Genomic DNA, 16,915 nt, shown 5'->3' on the forward strand with positions numbered 1-16,915 from the left:
GCGACGTTCTTAAATGTCGAAGTAGAGGTGGAGGAATGCTCAGACCTGCACAGATATGCGTATGGTGGGTCGATCGGTGCACAACTGGTGCACTGGGGAAGCGTCAGGCGGGTCCGCCGCCTTCCTTGAGACTTCGGTGATGTCGGACTGGGAGCGCGCAGCCGCAATCCAACGGTCAGTGGTAGGACGCGTATGCCTGGCCGCCATGGTGGTGTCGAATCACCGCCTCCTTGTGTAGATCACGCGCCGGATCCAGCCGCTGCTGGCATGGTGGTCGGTGGGTGTGCCTACAGTGCTTCTTACAGCTGAGAGAGTTCCGGGGGTTCTTGATGCCGCGTGTGGTGGGGGTGCACGGGATCGGCAAGCAACTGTTAGGCGAAAGCACGCTGTTGAAGGAGTGGCAGCCTGCTCTGGCCGATGGGTTGCGTCGCGCGGGGGTCGGCGATGCCGTGTCCGAGTCGGATGTGGCGATGGCGTTCTATGGGGACTTGTTCCGACCGGCCGGGCAGTATCTCGCGGTCGGGGATCCTCGCTTCACGGCCGCCGATGTGGGCGAGGGTTTCGAGCAGGAGCTGCTGCGGGCCTGGTGGCGTGCGGCGGCCGAGAGCGACCCCGGCGTGGTGCCTCCTGGTGCGGACACTCTCATTGCGACGCCGCGCTCGGTGCAGGCCGCGTTGCGGGCCCTCTCGGGGTCGCGGTTCTTCGCCGGGCTCGCCCTGCGCTCCATGGTCTTCGACTTGAAACAGGTCCACCGCTATCTCCTCGACGCCGAGTTGCGGACCCGGGCTCGTACACGGGTGATCGGTGCCATCGGGGAGGACACCCGGGTGGTGGTGGCGCACTCCCTGGGCTCGGTGGTCGCCTATGAGGCGCTGTGCGCCCTGCCCGGCCATCGGGTGCGGGCCTTGGTGACCCTGGGGTCTCCGCTGGGCATCCCGAACTTGATTTTCCATCGGCTGGAGCCCCGGCCGGTCGGGTTGGGCCGCGCAGCGCAGGGGGTGTGGCCGGGTGGGCGGGACCTGGTGTGGACGAACATCGCTGATAAGGGCGATGTGGTCGCGCTGGTGAAGGATCTGCGCCCGGCTTTCGGTGAGGGCCTGCGTTCGGCGCGGGTGCACAACGGTTCCCACGCGCATGATGCGACCGCGTATCTGACCAATGAGTTGTGCGGGCGCGCGATCGTGGAAGGGCTGGCATGACCGCTCTGCACAGCAACGGTGCGGGTACGGAGGAGGCGCGCCGGTTCCTGATCGCCACCGCCGTCTCCCGGTACCCCAATTCCCCTGAGTTGGACCGGCGGGAGCTGGTCGACGCCCGTGAGCGCGTCATCGAACTGTTCACGGGCGAGCTGGGCTACCAGCACTACACCGGCCTCGGGCTGGACCCCACCGGCACCCAGCTGACCGGCCAGTTGAACGCGTTCTGCACGTCTCCGGACCGTCGCGAGGACGACGTGATCGTGGTCTACCTGGCCTGCCATGGCGAGGTCCTCGACGAGGGCGGCGAGTACGTCTTGTTGACCGCGGAGAGCGACGGGGACAATATCGCCGGTACCTCGTTGCCCGCCGTGGAGCTGGCCCGCAAAATGCTGGTCGGAACGAAGGTACGGCGGCTGATGTTGTTGCTGGACACCTGTTACTCCGGGCAGGGCGGCAACGAACTGGCCGCGGCCGCCCTGGGACGCATCGGCGCGAAGTGGGGACAGACCACCGGATCGGGGCTGGTGGTGGTCTCCTCCGCCCAGCCGCACCAGCAGGCCAAGGCCGGCGCCTTCCCCCACCTGCTCACCGAGGCGGTGGCCAGCCAGGCCACCGCCGGTCACGGCCCGGATACGCTGTCGGTGTCCGCCGTGGTGCAGCAGATGAACGACCACCGTGACCGGCCCACGTACCAGCGCATCGGCCTGGCCCTGATCGGGCTGACCGGGGAGCCGCCCGCCTTCTTGCCCAACCCGCGTCACAGCACCCGGCTGACCGACGTGGACCTGGCCGTCCAGCAGGCCGCCGAGTTCGACGAACAGGCCCGGCGCCGCGACACCGAATTCACCACCCGCCTGCTGGTACGCGCCATGGGTTACCACGGCGACGCCTCCCAGGGCTGGTGGTTCTGCGGCCGCCACGCAGCCCTGGACCACCTCGCGACCTGGCTCCGATCGCCCGGCACCGGCAGCGAATCGACGTGCCGGGTCGTCACCGCGGGCCCCGGCTCGGGCAAGACCGCCGTACTCGGCCTGATCGCCGCCCTGGCCCATCCCGAACGCCGCCGCACCGTCCCCATCGACTCCCTCAACCTCGCCCCCCAACTGATCCCCGAGGAAGGCGCGCTCGACGTCACCGTCTACGCCCAGAACCTCACCGACACCGACGTGCTGCACGCACTGGCCGCCGCGGCCCACGTGCACGCCGACACCGTCGGCGAACTGCTCGAAGCCCTGGGCGCACGACAGGGCGAGCGGCCGTTCACCGTCCTCATCGACGCCCTGGACGAGGCCGCCACACCCGACACCCTGTGCTCACAGATCCTGCGCCCCCTGATCGACCACTCGGACGGCCGCATCCGCCTCCTGCTCGGCACGCGCCCGCACCTCCTGGACCGCCTCGGCATCACCGCCAAGCACCACTCCACCAGCGAGCAGGTCGTCGACCTCGACGACCCCCGCTACGCCGACCCTGAGGCGCTGCAGGCCTACACCGTCTACAACCTGCTCGACGCCCACCGCACCTCTCCCTACAGCCGGCACCCCGAAGCAGCAGCTCCGGTCGCCCAAGCGGTCGCCGGTGCCGCCGGAACCTCGTTCCTCGTCGCCCGCATCGCCGCCGGCACCCTCGCCGCAGCCGACGACGTCATCGCCGACCCGTCGGACCGGCAGTGGCAGAACAGCCTGCCCCGCCTGCCCGGACAGGCCATGCACGACGACCTCATGCACCGCCTGGGCCCGGACGCGCAACGGGCCGCGGACCTCCTGCGCCCCCTGGCCTTCGCCGAAGGCCAGGGTCTGCCTTGGGAAGACATCTGGGCCCCGCTGGCCTCCGCGATCTCTGCCCGTACCTACACCGACGACGACCTCCTGTGGCTGCGCGACACGGCCGGCTCCTACGCCGTGGAAGCCACCGAATCCGGTCGCTCCGCCTACCGCCTCTACCACCAGGCCCTGGCAGAGCACCTGCGCGACGGCATCGACCCGCAAGCCGTGCACGCGGCATTCACCGACGTCCTGATCGACCGCGTGCCCTACCGGGGCGATTCGACCCGCGACTGGTCCCGCGCACACCCCTACACCCTCAACTACCTTGCCACCCACGCGGCCGCAGCCGGACGCCTCGACGAGACCGCCACCGACACCGAATACCTCGTCCACGCCATCCCCCGCGGCCTCACCCCACACTTGCACCACGCCCGCACCGAGCGTGCCCGGCTGACGGCAGCGGTCTACCGCGCCTCCATCAGCGTCCACGGAACCGCTACCGCGGCGGTCCGCCGACAGGTACTCGCCCTGGACGCCGCGCGGGCAGGCGCCGACTCCTTGCAGCAGCAGTTGGCCGACCACATCCCGGAGGGGAACTGGGCACCCCGGTGGGCCACGGGAAGCAACTTTTCCCCGGCGTTGCGCGACACCCTGACCGGCCACGAGGACAGGGTGAGAGCGGTGGCGTGTACCAGCCTGGGCAGCAGGCCGGTCGCGGTGACCGGCGGCGACGACGGGACGGTGCGGGTGTGGGATCTGGCCGCGGGTACGGCTGTCGGCCAGCCCCTGACCGGCCATGACGGCAAGGTGCTCGCGGTGGCATGCACGAAGCTCGCCAAAACCCCCGTCGCCGTGACGGGCGGCGATGATGGAACGGTGCGCGTATGGGACCTGGTCTCCGGCACCGCCCGGGGGCGCCCCCTGACCGGCCACGACGGCAAGGTGCTGGCGGTCGCGTGTACGTACCGGGAGAGCGCGCCCATCGCGGTGACCGGCGGCAGTGACGGCACGGTAAGGGTGTGGGACCTGGCCTCCGGTACGCCCCTCGGCGATCCCCTGCCCGGCCACAGAGGCGAGGTGCTGGCGGTCGCGTGTACGCACCGGGAGGGTGCGCCCATCGCGGTGACCGGCGGCAGTGACGGCACCGTACGCGCGTGGAATCTGCCCTCCGGAACACACCTCGGTTCCCTAAGACGCCTCGGTGCCCCGACCGGTCACGCCGGCAGGGTTTACACGGTGGCTTGCACGAACGTGAACGGCAAGCCCGTTGCGTTGACCGGCGGCGAGGACCACAAGGTGCGCGTGTGGGATCTGGCCTCCGGTACCTCTCTCGGCAAACCCCTGACCGGCCACGACGACTGGGTGCGAGCAGTGGCGTGGTCGGGCAATTCGGTCGCGGTGACCGGCAGCAACAGGACTGTACGCCTGTGGGATCTGCCCTCTCGTACCCGCATCGGACAGCCAATGGTCGGCCACGGCGACTGGGTGAATTCGGTGGCCTGTACGAGGCTGGACGACACCCCTGTAGCAGTAACCGGCGGCGGCGAGGGCAAGGGGACGGTCCGGGTATGGGACCTCACCGCCGGCACTCCGCTCGGCAATCCGCGCACCGGCCACGACGACTGGGTGTACGCCGTGGCGTGCACAAGCCTGAACAACAGACAGGTCGCGGTGACCGGCAGCAGCGACGCAACCGTACGGGTGTGGGACCTGACCTCCGGTACCCCTGTCGGCAGGCCCATGACTCGGCACGACGGAACGGTATACGCGGTGGCGTGCACGGGCCTGAATGGCAAGCAGGTCGCGTTGACCGGCGGCGAGGACCACAAGGTGCGCGTGTGGGATCTGGCCTCCGGTACCCCGATCGGCAATCCCTTGACCGGCCACGACGACTGGGTGCGCGCTGTGGCGTGCGCGAGCTGGCAGGGCAGGCCGCTCGCGGTGAGCGGCGGACAGGACGGGACGGTGCGAGGTTGGGATCTGGCCTCCCGTACGCCCCTCGGTCCTCCCATGAAAGGTCACGAGGGCTGGGTGCGCGCTGTGGCGTGTGCGAGCTGGCAGGGCAGGCCGGTCGCGGTGACCGGCGGGGGCGACGGGACGGTGCGGTTATGGGATCTGCCCTCCGGCAAGCCCATCGGCTCGCCCCTGGAAGGACACGACGGCGGAGTGTTCGCGGTGGCGTGTACGAGCCTGGACGGTATGCCGGTCGCGGTAACCGGCGGCAGTGACGGGAGGGTGCTGGCTTGGGATCTGCTCTCCGGCAAGCCGCTCGACCAGCCCTTGATCGGTCACAACGGCCCGGTGGGCGCGGTGGCGTGCACCGTCCTGAACGGCACCCCGATCGCGGTTTCAAGCGGCGGTGAGCTCGATGGGACGGTACGGGCGTGGAACCTTCGTACAGGCGAGCCCGCCGGGCTCCTGGCGGCGAGCAGTCCCCAGGCTGTCGCCCTTACGACCGAGGGGGATCTCGTACTCAGCATGGGCGCCGATGTAGCGGTCTTTGGGCGGCGTCCGCCGCGTGAGCCACGCTGATTTGGGTGCGCTCTTCTTCCGCAATGGCGGCGCATGGGGGCCCCGGGCTGCAATCGCCAAGGCACGCGAGATCATGAGCATTCTGCGGCAGTAGTGCCGCCTTTCACTTCAGTCTTGCGGATCCACCTCACCACGCCGAGGTCGGCCCACCCGACCGACAGCGCAGCACCCCGCACACAGTCCGCAAGACACCCGATCAAGACCTCGCACCCAATCGCCACCAATCGCCAAAGACCAGGCGAGCGCCGCGGTGAAGCCGAACGGGGGCCCTGTCCCGAGGCCTGGCCACGAACGGCAGCCAAAGTGGATCGCCCAGACCGGCAAGGTCGACCCCAACACGCTGGGCAAGGGCAAGAATTACACCCACAAAATGGAATTCCACTGCAAGCCAGAGGTGTTGGCCTGCCTGAAACAGTACGAGATCAAGCCGACCAACGAGTCAGGTCGCTATGCGGTACCGGCGGACAAGATCGATGAGTTCAACAAGTACGTCGAGAAGACGACCGTCCAGCCGCTCCCCTCAGGCGGGGGCGGGAGGAGGAGACGATGAATCCGTCATCGCCGCGCGGACGCCTGCGCGATTCCCTGCTGTGTGTCGGCGAAAGGGGTGACGTAAACGAGACCGTCCTCGGTGCGGCAGTCACCACCGCGCTGCGCGAACTGGCCTCCGAGGCGCTGGGCGAGCAATCGCGCATCGACCTGGTCACCGTTGGCTCTGAGGACCACCCCTGGGGACGAAGCCTCGGTCTTCGGCTTGCGGACTATGACGTAGAGCTGCCGGACGTGCTCCTGTACGCAGACCAGAGCGACCTTCCGCCCCAGGTGCAGGAGAGTTGCCCGACTCTGTGCCAGGAGGAGTGGGAGGCCGTACTGCTGGTCTCCAAGCTCATCTTCATTGGCCTTCAGTCGGAGCCCGAACCTGTGCGCGCCGACGCCGGCCAACATCCGCAGGTCGCCCCGAGACCGCCCCGGTCGGTAGCGAGAGAGCGATTTTGCCAGGCGCTGGCTGCCATTTCGGAACGCCCTGATCTGCACCAGGACGAACTCACTGCACAATTGCGGACTGCACTCCTGAACTTCGCGTCGGAGACACCCGACAACAAGGACGCCGCTCAGCGCATCGCGGTGCTGCACATCGGGGAGCCCCAGCAAGGGCCGCGCTTGTGCCTCAGCCGCTCGGGCTTGGCCTTCGCGAAGGTAGTGCTGAGCGCTGGTGGCTGTCCTGTCCCCAGCTGTGTACTGGAGGAATTCCCGGACTTGACCCAGGACGAGTGGAACGCCGTCATCCACGTCGCAGGGATGACGCTCATGGCGTTCGAGACCGAGCCGGCCCGCGACGTGGGATAGCGTCCGTGCCGCGTTGACGGTCCGGGTTCGGCAAAAGACAGTCGGTAACCAACAGAGGGGTCGCGACAGACGACGAGCGGTTGCCTCCACCCGAGTGGAGGCAACCGCTCTGAGCCTTTCCTTCGGCTGCCGAGTTCGAGCTTTACTTTCTAGATGTCGAAGTAAAGCTCGAACTCGTGCGGGTGCGGCCGCAGCTGGATCGGGGCGATTTCGTTGGCGCGCTTGTAGTCGATCCAGGTCTCGATCAGGTCGGAGGTGAAGACGCCGCCCTGCTGGAGGTACTCGTTGTCGGCCTCAAGGGCGTCGAGGACGGCCGGGAGGGACGTGGGGACCTGGGGGACGCCGGCGTGCTCCTCGGGGGCGAGCTCGTAGAGGTCCTTGTCGATCGGCTCGGCCGGCTCGATCTTGTTCTTGACGCCGTCCAGGCCCGCGAGGAGGAGGGCGGAGAACGCGAGGTACGGGTTCGAGGACGGGTCCGGGGCGCGGAACTCGACGCGCTTGGCCTTGGGGTTCGAGCCCGTGATCGGGATACGCATGGCCGCGGAGCGGTTGCGCTGCGAGTAGACCAGGTTGACCGGGGCCTCGAAGCCGGGGACCAGGCGGTGGTAGGAGTTCACCGTCGGGTTGGTGAAGGCCAGCAGCGACGGGGCGTGCTTGAGGATGCCGCCGATGTAGTAGCGGGCGGTGTCCGAGAGGCCCGCGTAGCCCTGCTCGTCGTAGAAGAGCGGCGCGCCGCCCTGCCACAGCGACTGGTGGACGTGCATGCCGGAGCCGTTGTCACCGAAGATCGGCTTGGGCATGAAGGTCGCGGTCTTGCCGTTGCGCCAGGCGACGTTCTTGACGATGTACTTGAACAGCATCAGGTCGTCGGCCGCGGCGAGCAGCGTGTTGAACTTGTAGTTGATCTCGGCCTGGCCGGCGGTGCCGACCTCGTGGTGCTGGCGCTCGACCTGCAGGCCGGCCTTGTCCAGCTCCAGGGAGATCTCGGCGCGCAGGTCGGCGAAGTGGTCGACCGGAGGGGCCGGGAAGTAGCCGCCCTTGTAGCGGACCTTGTAGCCGCGGTTGTTCTCCTCCGACCCGGTGTTCCAGGCGCCGGCCTCGGAGTCGATGTGGTAGAAGGACTGGTTCGACGAGGTCTCGAAGCGGACGCTGTCGAAGACGTAGAACTCGGCCTCCGGACCGAAGAACGCGGTGTCCGCGATGCCGGTGGAGGCGAGGTAGGCCTCGGCCTTCTTGGCGATGTTGCGCGGGTCGCGGCTGTACTGCTCGCCCGTGATCGGGTCGTGGATGAAGAAGTTGATGTTGACGGTCTTGTCCCGGCGGAAGGGGTCCACCCGGGCCGTCGACAGGTCCGCGCGCAGCGCCATGTCGGACTCGTGGATCGCCTGGAATCCGCGGATCGACGAGCCGTCGAAGGCGAGCTCCTCGGCCGGGTCGAACGCCGCTGCCGGGATCGTGAAGTGCTGCATCACACCGGGCAGGTCGCAGAACCGGACGTCGACGAACTTGACGTCCTCGTCCGCGATGAACTTCTTGGCCTCGTCGGCGTTCTGGAACATCCAACTCCTCCTAGCCCGGTCACCGGTCGGCGGACGCGGGATTGCTACTCGGAACGCGACCATGTGCGGTGGCGCGTTGCCCGACCATAGGCAGGCGGGATTTCCCAAGCATGACCCATTTGTTTCGCCGAGGTTAACCGGCACGCGGCCGCTCTTAACCCCCAGTGTGCGCCATGAAGGGGCATTCCGGACCGGCCGGAGCGGCGCTTTCCCCGGCCGTCCGCCGGGCCGGCTCGCCGCTCCCAGGCAGCTACGGGCCGCCCCCGCGCCCGGCCCGTACGGCCCCCGGCCCCGCCCACGGCGGCCCTCCGGGAATCGCCCGCGGGCGGTCGCAGTACCGTGGTCGGGTGGACAACAGGCATGCAATCGGATCGTGGATCTCCGGGCCCCGCGCGGCAGCCGAGGACATGGGCGTCGAGTTCGGATACCGCGGGCAGCAGCTCGGGCTGCCGAAGGAGGGGCCGGGCTCGATCGCGCGCCCCGGCCGGCGGTTCGCCGCGCTCTTCCTCGACTGGGCGCTGTGCATGCTCATCGCATACGGCCTGCTCAGCGGCGGCCGGGCACAGTCGGCGAGCAACTGGGCGCTGCTGGTCTTCGCGGTGCTCAGCGTGCTGACGGTCGGCACGGTCGGCTTCACACCGGGTAAGCGGCTCCTGGGCCTGCGGGTGGTCGCCGAGGGCGGCGGCCGGATCACCTTCCCGCGGGTCGTGGTCCGCACGCTGCTGCTCGTCGTCGTCATCCCCGCCGCGGTGTGGGACCGGGACGGGCGCGGGCTGCACGATCGCCTCTCGCGCGCCGTGCAGGTCCGTCTGTGAGGGGTGGGGCCCTCAGGCCCTCAGGTCCCCAGGCCCCTGGCCGGTGCGGCGCCGCGGCCGTACGCCGCCGGCCGCCGTCCGTGAGGCCCAGGCACGTACGCCGGTGAGCCCGCGGCGGCGGCGCCCGTCACCAGCCGCCACCCCCTCTCACACGCACCCCACCGCATACGAAACGCCCCGGAATCAAGATTCCGGGGCGTTGTCGTGCGATCGGGGGCCGGGGCCGGGGCCGGCGGCTGCCGGATGCGGGAGCCGGACCGTGGCGGTCAGCGCGTCTTGCCGCCGCCCTTGGGCATCCGCATGCCCTTCGGCATCGGGCCCTTCGGCACGGGCATGTTGCTCATCAGGTCGCCCAGTGCACGGAGCCGGTCGTTGACGGCGGTGACCTGGGCACCGGGGAGTACGCGCGGCAGCTTCAGCAGCGTCGTACGGAGCTTCTTCAGCGGCACCTGGTCCTCGCCGTCGCCCACCACGATGTCGTGGACGGGGGCGTCGGCGACGGTGCGCGCCATCCGCTTCTTCTCGGCGGCCAGCAGGCCGCGGAGGCGGTTGGGGTTGCCCTCGCCGACCAGCACGATGCCGGCCTTGCCGACGGCACGGTGGACCACGTCCTGGCTGCGGTTCATGGCCACCGCGGGGGTGACCGTCCAGCCGCGGCCGACGTTGTCCAGCACGGCCGCCGCCGCACCGGGCTGGCCTTCCATCTGCCCGAAGGCAGCCCGCTCGGCACGCCGTCCGAAGACGATCGCCATCGCGAGGAAGGCCAGGACGAAGCCCAGGATTCCCGCATAGAGGGGGTGGCCGATCACGAAGCCGATGGCAAGGAGAACGCCGAATACGACGATGCCTACACCAGCGACGACAAGACCGACCTTGGAGTCGACCCGACGGGTCATCTTGTAGGTCAGGGCGATCTGCTTCAGTCGCCCGGAGTTCTCAGCGCCGGCAGCGCCGTCTGTGTTTGCCTTCCTCGCCATACAGCGAAGTTTACGTGGCGTGCGGGCGCCGGGTCGCCGCGGCCTCCAGTACGTACTCGGCCTCGTGGCGGTCCTTGGCGCGGCGGCGGTCCTCAAGGACCGACGTCCAGGCGTTACGACGGGCGGTGCGCTGTCCGCCGCGCAGGAGGACGGCCTCGACGGCACGCAGGGCGCCGGTGACCGTGGGGAGCGGAAGGGCGGGACTGGCGGCGGGGGTGGCGCGGAGCGGCGCGGCCTGCATGGTGGTGACTCCCTCTGATCTGTTCGGAGAAGCAGGGGTAGGTGCGGGAGCGGTGCGTGCATCCATCGTCACGCAATGGTGTTACCAACGGATGACCTGCCGGTCAAACACCTATGAAACGTTGACGCGGCCCCCACGCCCCCCGTCCTGGGGGAGTGCGGGCCGCGTCCTCAGCATGTGCCACGTTTCACAAGTTGGCGCGCCGGGAAACTCAAACCGCCTGACTGGACGCCTCGACCTCGCGCCGCTCGACGGCCTGCTGGTAAAGGCGGCCGGCGCGGTAGGAGGAGCGGACCAGCGGGCCGGACATGACACCGGCGTAGCCGATCTCGTCGGCCTCTTCCTTGAGCTCCACGAATTCGGCGGGCTTCACCCAGCGGTCGATGGGGTGGTGGCGCACGGTCGGGCGCAGGTACTGGGTGATCGTGATCAGCTCGCAGCCCGCGTCGTAGAGGTCCTGCAGCGCCTGGCTGATCTCCTCGCGGGTCTCGCCCATGCCCAGGATGAGGTTGGACTTGGTCACCAGACCGGCCTCGCGGGACTTGGAGATGACCTCCAGCGAGCGCTCGTAGCGGAAGCCGGGGCGGATCCGCTTGAAGATCCGCGGGACCGTCTCGACGTTGTGGGCCAGCACCTCCGGGCGGGAGGAGAAGACCTCGGCGAGCTGCTCGGGGACCGCGTTGAAGTCGGGGATCAGCAGCTCGACGCCGGTGCCGGGCATCGTGGCGTGGATCTGCCGGACCGTCTCGGCGTAGAGCCAGGCGCCGCCGTCCTCCAGGTCGTCGCGCGCGACGCCGGTGATCGTGGCGTACTTCAGGCCCATGGTCTGCACGGATTCGGCGACCCGGCGGGGCTCGTCGCGGTCCAGCTCCTGCGGCTTGCCGGTGTCGATCTGGCAGAAGTCGCAGCGGCGGGTGCACTGGTCACCGCCGATGAGGAAGGTGGCCTCGCGGTCCTCCCAGCATTCGAAGATGTTGGGACAGCCCGCCTCCTGGCAGACCGTGTGCAGGCCCTCGCTCTTGACCAGGCCCTGGAGGTGGTTGTACTCGGGACCCATCTTCGCCCGGGTCTTGATCCACTCGGGCTTGCGCTCGATGGGGGTCTGGCTGTTCCGGACCTCCAGGCGCAGCATCTTGCGTCCGTCGGGTGCGACTGCGGACACGACCGGCGCCCCTTCCTGCTTACGCAGCATTCGTTTCTTCGGCGTACACCAGGGTACGCCCGTTGATTCGCACGTCTTTACGTGCGGGGCAACCCCGTATGGCGGGGTGGCATTCCCGGAGGTCTCCGGAGTGCATGACAGGTACCTGCCCGATCGGTCGGCTCAGACCGCGCGGGGAAGCAGCTCGGCGCCCTCGAGGACGTCCCGCAGATGCTTCTCGACGACGGGCAGCACCTCGGCGATGGTGACCTCGCGGCCCAGCTCGTTGGCCAGCGAGGCGACGCCGGCATCGCGGATGCCGCACGGCACGATCTTGTCGAACGAGGTGTTGTCGGGGTTCACGTTCAGCGCGAAGCCGTGCATCGTGACGCCCTTGGCGACGCGGATGCCGATCGCGGCGAGCTTGCGGTCCTCACGGCGTTGGCCGGCGTTGGACGGCGCGTACTCGGGACCGTTCAGCCGCGGGTCGAAGAGCTCGTCCGTCACCCGGGGGTCGAAGTCGAGGTTCAGCCCGCCCAGGGCCGCCCGCTGCTCGGCCGCGCCGACGGTGTCGCCCAGAACCCACACGCCGCTGCGGCCCTCGACCCGGGTGCCCTCCACGCCGAACTCGGCGCAGACCCGGATCAGCGCCTCTTCGAGGCGGCGGACATGGGCCACGACGTCCACCGGACGCGGCAGCTTCTGGATGGGGTAGCCCACCAGCTGGCCGGGGCCGTGCCAGGTGATCTTCCCGCCGCGGTCCACGTCGACGACCGGGGTCCCGTCCAGGGGGCGCTCATCGTCGGACGTACGCCGCCCCGCGGTGTAGACGGCCTGGTGCTCCAGCAGCAGACAGGTGTCGGGCACCTCGTCGGCGAACCGGGCGGCGTGCACCCGGCGCTGCTCCTGCCATGCCGCTTCGTACTCCACGGCGTCGGCGCCGAAGCCCAGATGCACAAAGCGCAGCCCCTCGGGTGCGGGGGTCTCCCCCCGAGAGATCGCAGTCACCGGCAGCTCCTCTTCGAACCTGTGTCGCAGTTTCCCGCAACGTTGATGCCACTTTGCGCCCATGCCACTGTACGGCGGCCCGTTCCGGACCCGGCAGGCGGCCGGTGTCCGGCCCGTTCGCCCCTGCTCACACGATCGGATGAACGCGTGGCGCAGGCGGTGATCAGGGTTCCGAAGGCCGTTACATTCACGCCGTTCCACAAGGGCGATGAGCAATGCCGGAGCAGGGTCCGCCGGACCCGGCAGTGCGGCCCGGAAGGCAGGAGACCGGTAAAGCTGATGACGGAACGACCCCCGCACCACACGCCCAACCGCCAGCTCGCCGCGCTCATCGCCGAGGCGGGATTCTCCAATGCCGGGCTGGCCAGACGGGTTGATCAGCTCGGCATCGAGCATGGCCTCGACCTCCGCTACGACAAGACGTCGGTGACCCGCTGGCTGCGCGGCCAGCAGCCACGGGGCACCACCCCCGCCCTGATCGCGGAGGTGTTCACCCGCCGGCTCGGCCGCCGGCTGTCCGCCCAGGACCTGGGCCTGGACGCCTGCGCGCCGGTGTACGCAGGGCTGGAGTTCGCCGCGACCCCCAGCGAGGCGGTGGACATCGTCAGCGGCCTGTGGCGCAAGGACTCCGGCAGCCATGCCGAGCTCCGCAAGATCGCCTTCACGCCGGCCGGGCTCGTGGTGCCCAGCCGCGACTGGCTGATCGGCCGCGCCGACGAACGGGTCGCCCGTGGCGAGGCCGCCGACGGGCCGGCCCGGGTGCCCCTGCAGGGCCGGGCCGCGGTGCCGCGGCAGCGCCGCACCGAACAGGTCGACCGCACCCACGGCTCCCGGGTCACCTCCGGCGACATCGCGGCGCTGCGCTCGGTCGGCGAGCTGTTCCGGGCGCTGGACCACGCCTACGGCGGCGGGCACGCCCGGCAGGCCCTGGTCCGCTATCTGGAGCACGAGGCCGAGCCGATGCTGCGCGGCAGCTACGGGGAGGCCACCGGCCGCCGGCTGTTCGCCGCCGCCGCCGATCTGACCCGGCTGGCGGGCTGGACCTCGTACGACATCGCCGCCCACGGACTGGCCCAGCGGTACTTCGTCCAGGCCCTGCGGCTGGCCCAGGCCGCCGGCGACCGGGCCTACGGTTCCTACGTCCTGGTGACGATGAGCCGGCAGGCCGTCTACCTGGGGCACGGCAGGGAGGCCGTCCAGCTGGCCCGGGTCGCCCAGCAGGGCATCGGCAGCAGCGCGCCGCCCGCCGTGCAGGCGCTGCTGCACGCCGCGGAGGCGCGCGGTCACGGTGTCCTGAGCGAGGTCCGGGCCTGCACGGCGGCGCTGGCCCGCGCCGAGCGGGCGCTGGAGACCGTCCGCCCCGGTGACGAGACCCCGTACTGGGCGCGCTTCTTCGACGAGGCACAGCTCGCCGACGAACTGGCGCACTGCCACCGCGACCTCCAGCAGTACCGCGCGGCCTCCCAGCACGCCGAGCGCTCGCTCCAGCTGCGCGCGGCCGGCTTCGCGCGCAGCCGGCTCTTCTGCCGGGTGGTGCTGGCGACCGCGCGGCTGGGCCTGGGCGAGCTGGAGCAGGCCTGCACGCTCGGTGCCGAGGCGGCGCTCCAGGCCTCCGAGATGCGGTCCGTGCGGGCCCATGAGTACGTCAGGGAATTCGAGCGCCGCCTGGAGCCGTACCGGGACGCGGCGGCGGTGCGTGGGTACCGCGAGCGGGTGGCGGCGCTGGGCTGAGGCGCCGCCCCGGTCAGGCCGCCGCGGGCAGGGTGTCCGGTTCGGTGGTGAGGGCCGGCAGGCCGAAGTCCTGGAGGATGGCCCGGGCCGCGCGGCGGCCCGAGTTGAGGGCGCCCTGGAGGGTGCCGGTGTCGCGGTGATCGCCGCATACGTAGAGGCCGGCGAGCACCCGCACCGGGCGCTCCGGGTCGTGCGGGGCGGGCATCGCCGGTACCGCGTACGGATCGTGATGGGTCGTCAGCAGCTCGCGGGACTGCGCACCGTGGATGCGGTCCAGCTGGGGGCGGACCGCCCGGTCGAGGACGGCCGGCGGCAGCCCCGCCGCGGCGCCGAGCACGACCGTGGTGAGCAGGGCCCGGCCCGGCGGCGTACGGGACGGGTCGATCGCGCCGGCGGCGTAGGTGTACGCGACCGGGCCGTCCGTCGGCAGGATCAGCGCGGTGTCGCGGGAGGACGCACCACGGCCCCCGCACGTCGCCGCGGTGTGGTGCAGGACCGTCACCGGGTGGAAGGCGGGCACCCGCAGCCCCGGCAGCAGCTCGGCCGCAGCGCGGGCGCCGGTGGCCACCAGTACCGCCCGGCAGGGGACGGGGCCGTGCTCGGCGGTGTGCACGCCCGTTGTGGAGACCGCGGTGACCCGCACGGAGGTACGGACCGTGCCGGGCGGCAGGGCGGCGGCGAGGAGTTCGGGGACGGCGAAGGCGCCGCCGGCCGGCAGCCACAGCTGCCCCTCCGCATAGCCGCGCAGCGCGGCCGCGGCGCCCCGGCTGGAGCCGCGCAGCTGCGGATCGCACAGCAGCGCGCCCAGCAGGGGCCGCAGGAACGCGTCATGGGCGCGGGGCGGGAAGGCCGGGCGGCTCGCCAGCGCGTCGCGGATGGGGCGGTCGACGCCCGAGGCGGGGGCGGCGGGGGGAGTGGCGTACGAGGGCGCTGCGCGGCCGGTGCGGCGGTCGAGGCGGCGCACCGTGCGGCGGTCCGCGTCCTGTTCGGCCCGCCGGTCGGGGAGACGGCCCGTTTGGCGGGCTGCCTGACGGTCCGTCCGGCGCTCCGTACGACGGTCGGCCCGCACCAGGGCGCGGGCCGCCGACAGTGCGCCTCGGGTGCTTCGGGGGGCGCTGATGCGCTGCACCCGTTGTCCGTTGTGGACGCTCAAGCCGGGCGCGAACGGACGCGGCGTCAGCTCGCCGAGGCCCGGGGTGCGGCGCAGCTCGGTGGCGGAGACGGCCAGCGGCCGGCCGCAGTGGTCCAGCCGGAAACCGTCGAGATGGTCGGTGACGGACCGGCCGCCGATCTCCGGTGAGGCTTCCAGGACGGCGACCGACACCCCGGCGCCGGTCAGATGGCGGGCGGCGGCGAGTCCGGCCGGGCCGGCTCCCACAATGACGACGTCCACGGCCGATGCGGTGCGCAGCACATGCCCCTCCCGAGGTCGGTCCCAATGGCGGCACCGTTGTCATGCCCACTGTGGCCTCAGGGGATGCCAGAGGTGCGTGAGAGGACGGTAGGAACCGGGCGGTTCGTGCGACAGGGGGCGGCTGGAGGGCAGTGCAGCCTTGGCCGAAGAATGGCTTGTGGTGCGGGCGGTGCGCGGTCCGACAGGCAGCCGTCGTGCGGACCGGCCGTCCGGCCCCGGTCCCGCCCCGCCCCGCCCCGGCCGTGCCTACGCCGCCCGGATCGCGTCGATGATCCGCGGGTGGCGGAAGACGAACCCCGAGTCCAGCAGCCGTCGCGGGACGACCCGCTGACTGCCCAGCACATCGCCGGCGAACTCACCGAGGGCGGCGCGCAGCACCGGCGCCGGAACGGTGCACAGCGTGGGGCGGTTCAGGACATGGCCCATCACGGCGGTCGCCTCGCGGTTGGTGACCGGTTCCGGCGCCGTGAGGTTGACCGGCCCGGTCAGGTCGCCGGTGTCGATGAGGTGGCGCAGCGCCGCGATGTGGTCCGCCAGGGAGATGAAGCTCCAGTACTGGCTGCCGTCCCCGAACCGGCCGCCGAGGCCGAGCCGGAAGATGGGGAAGAGCCGGCCCCAGGCGCCGCCCGAGCGGGCCACGACCAGACCGGTGCGGGCGAAGACGGTGCGGATGCCCGCCTCCCGGGCCGGCTTCGCGGCGTCCTCCCACGCCACGCAGACCTCCGGCAGAAACCCGTGGCCGGCCGGTGCGCTCTCGTCCGTACGCCGGTCTCCGGTGTCGCCGTAGTAGCCGATCGCGCTGCCGGACACGAAGACCCGCGGCGGGGTGTCCATGGCGGCGAGTGCCGCGGCGAGGGTCCGGGTGCCCAGCACCCGGCTGTCGCGGATCTCCTGCTTGTAGGCGCTCGTCCAGCGGTGGTCGCCGACCCCGGCACCGGCCAGATGGACGACCGCCTCGCAGCCGGCCAGCCCAGCCGTGTCCACCTCCTGGCGCTTGGGGTCCCAGCGCACCTCGTCGGCCGCCCCGGGGGCACGCCGGACGATCCGGACGACGTCATGGCCGTCCGCGCGCAGGGACCGGGCGAGCGCCGTGCCGATGAGTCCGGTCGAGCCGGTGATCGCGATCCGCATGGGGCCATACTGCCGCAGCCACGGGCCCGCGGCGGCATCCGGGGCCCGCCCCCG

The 16,915-nt window shown here is 70.8% G+C and carries 13 protein-coding genes; 6 read left to right on the plus strand and 7 right to left on the minus strand.

All coding sequences use genetic code 11. The annotated features are described in order from the left end of the window. Positions 1–329: 329 nt before the first annotated feature. From CPH93_RS25280 to CPH93_RS25295, 4 genes are all read left to right on the plus strand, one after another. On the plus strand, positions 330–1,199 hold the full coding sequence (locus CPH93_RS25280) for a hypothetical protein (protein WP_173909881.1): 870 nt from the start codon (positions 330–332) through the stop codon (positions 1,197–1,199). Continuing rightward, positions 1,196–5,497 (plus strand): WD40 repeat domain-containing protein, encoded by a 4,302-nt coding sequence (locus CPH93_RS25285; RefSeq protein WP_231976955.1) that lies wholly within the window; start codon positions 1,196–1,198, stop codon positions 5,495–5,497. The genes CPH93_RS25280 and CPH93_RS25285 overlap by 4 nt, the downstream gene beginning before the upstream one ends. A 250-nt stretch (positions 5,498–5,747) precedes the next feature. Continuing rightward, the gene (locus tag CPH93_RS25290) at positions 5,748–6,047 is read left to right on the plus strand and encodes a hypothetical protein (protein WP_197708713.1); all 300 of its coding nucleotides are present in this window, start codon (positions 5,748–5,750) and stop codon (positions 6,045–6,047) included. After that, on the plus strand, positions 6,044–6,844 hold the full coding sequence (locus CPH93_RS25295; protein WP_096214179.1) for a hypothetical protein: 801 nt from the start codon (positions 6,044–6,046) through the stop codon (positions 6,842–6,844). The genes CPH93_RS25290 and CPH93_RS25295 overlap by 4 nt, the downstream gene beginning before the upstream one ends. Positions 6,845–6,993: 149 nt before the next feature. On the opposite strand, the gene glnA is transcribed toward CPH93_RS25295, so the two are convergent. Continuing rightward, the gene (gene glnA, locus CPH93_RS25300; protein ID WP_093482816.1) at positions 6,994–8,403 is read right to left on the minus strand and encodes a type I glutamate--ammonia ligase; all 1,410 of its coding nucleotides are present in this window, start codon (positions 8,401–8,403) and stop codon (positions 6,994–6,996) included. A 347-nt stretch (positions 8,404–8,750) separates the two neighbouring features. Between glnA and CPH93_RS25305 the strand changes: the two genes are divergently transcribed. Further along, complete coding sequence (locus CPH93_RS25305; RefSeq protein ID WP_173909882.1) at positions 8,751–9,218, plus strand: RDD family protein; 468 nt, start codon at positions 8,751–8,753, stop codon at positions 9,216–9,218. A 266-nt stretch (positions 9,219–9,484) separates the two neighbouring features. On the opposite strand, the gene CPH93_RS25310 is transcribed toward CPH93_RS25305, so the two are convergent. The 4 genes from CPH93_RS25310 to lipB all read right to left on the minus strand — a co-directional run bounded on the left by CPH93_RS25310 (position 9,485) and on the right by lipB (position 12,585). Next, a complete protein-coding gene (locus CPH93_RS25310; protein WP_040899413.1) occupies positions 9,485–10,195 on the minus strand; it encodes a DUF4191 domain-containing protein in 711 nt (236 codons plus the stop codon). A 10-nt stretch (positions 10,196–10,205) separates the two neighbouring features. Further along, positions 10,206–10,436, minus strand: coding sequence for an SCO2195 family GlnR-regulated protein (locus tag CPH93_RS25315; protein WP_093482814.1), 231 nt, complete (start codon positions 10,434–10,436; stop codon positions 10,206–10,208). A gap of 211 nt (positions 10,437–10,647) precedes the next feature. Beyond that, positions 10,648–11,598 carry a lipoyl synthase gene (lipA, locus tag CPH93_RS25320; RefSeq protein WP_093482813.1) on the minus strand — a complete coding sequence of 317 codons (951 nt, stop codon included), beginning with the start codon at positions 11,596–11,598 and terminating at the stop codon, positions 10,648–10,650. 162 nt (positions 11,599–11,760) lie between these two features. Then, positions 11,761–12,585: a lipoyl(octanoyl) transferase LipB gene (gene lipB / locus CPH93_RS25325; protein ID WP_231976956.1), complete on the minus strand. Its 825-nt coding sequence runs from the start codon at positions 12,583–12,585 to the stop codon at positions 11,761–11,763. A gap of 279 nt (positions 12,586–12,864) precedes the next feature. On the opposite strand from lipB, the gene CPH93_RS25330 reads away from it, so the two are divergent. After that, a complete protein-coding gene (locus tag CPH93_RS25330; protein ID WP_093482811.1) occupies positions 12,865–14,316 on the plus strand; it encodes a regulator in 1,452 nt (483 codons plus the stop codon). 13 nt (positions 14,317–14,329) lie between these two features. On the opposite strand, the gene CPH93_RS25335 is transcribed toward CPH93_RS25330, so the two are convergent. Both CPH93_RS25335 and CPH93_RS25340 read right to left on the minus strand, forming a co-directional pair. Then, a complete protein-coding gene (locus tag CPH93_RS25335; protein WP_096214181.1) occupies positions 14,330–15,730 on the minus strand; it encodes an NAD(P)/FAD-dependent oxidoreductase in 1,401 nt (466 codons plus the stop codon). A gap of 246 nt (positions 15,731–15,976) precedes the next feature. Further along, the gene (locus tag CPH93_RS25340) at positions 15,977–16,861 is read right to left on the minus strand and encodes a TIGR01777 family oxidoreductase (protein ID WP_096214182.1); all 885 of its coding nucleotides are present in this window, start codon (positions 16,859–16,861) and stop codon (positions 15,977–15,979) included. Between the last annotated feature and the right edge of the window lie 54 nt (positions 16,862–16,915).

This window comes from Streptomyces sp. 2323.1 (assembly GCF_900221035.1).
GTDB lineage: Bacteria > Actinomycetota > Actinomycetes > Streptomycetales > Streptomycetaceae > Streptomyces > Streptomyces sioyaensis.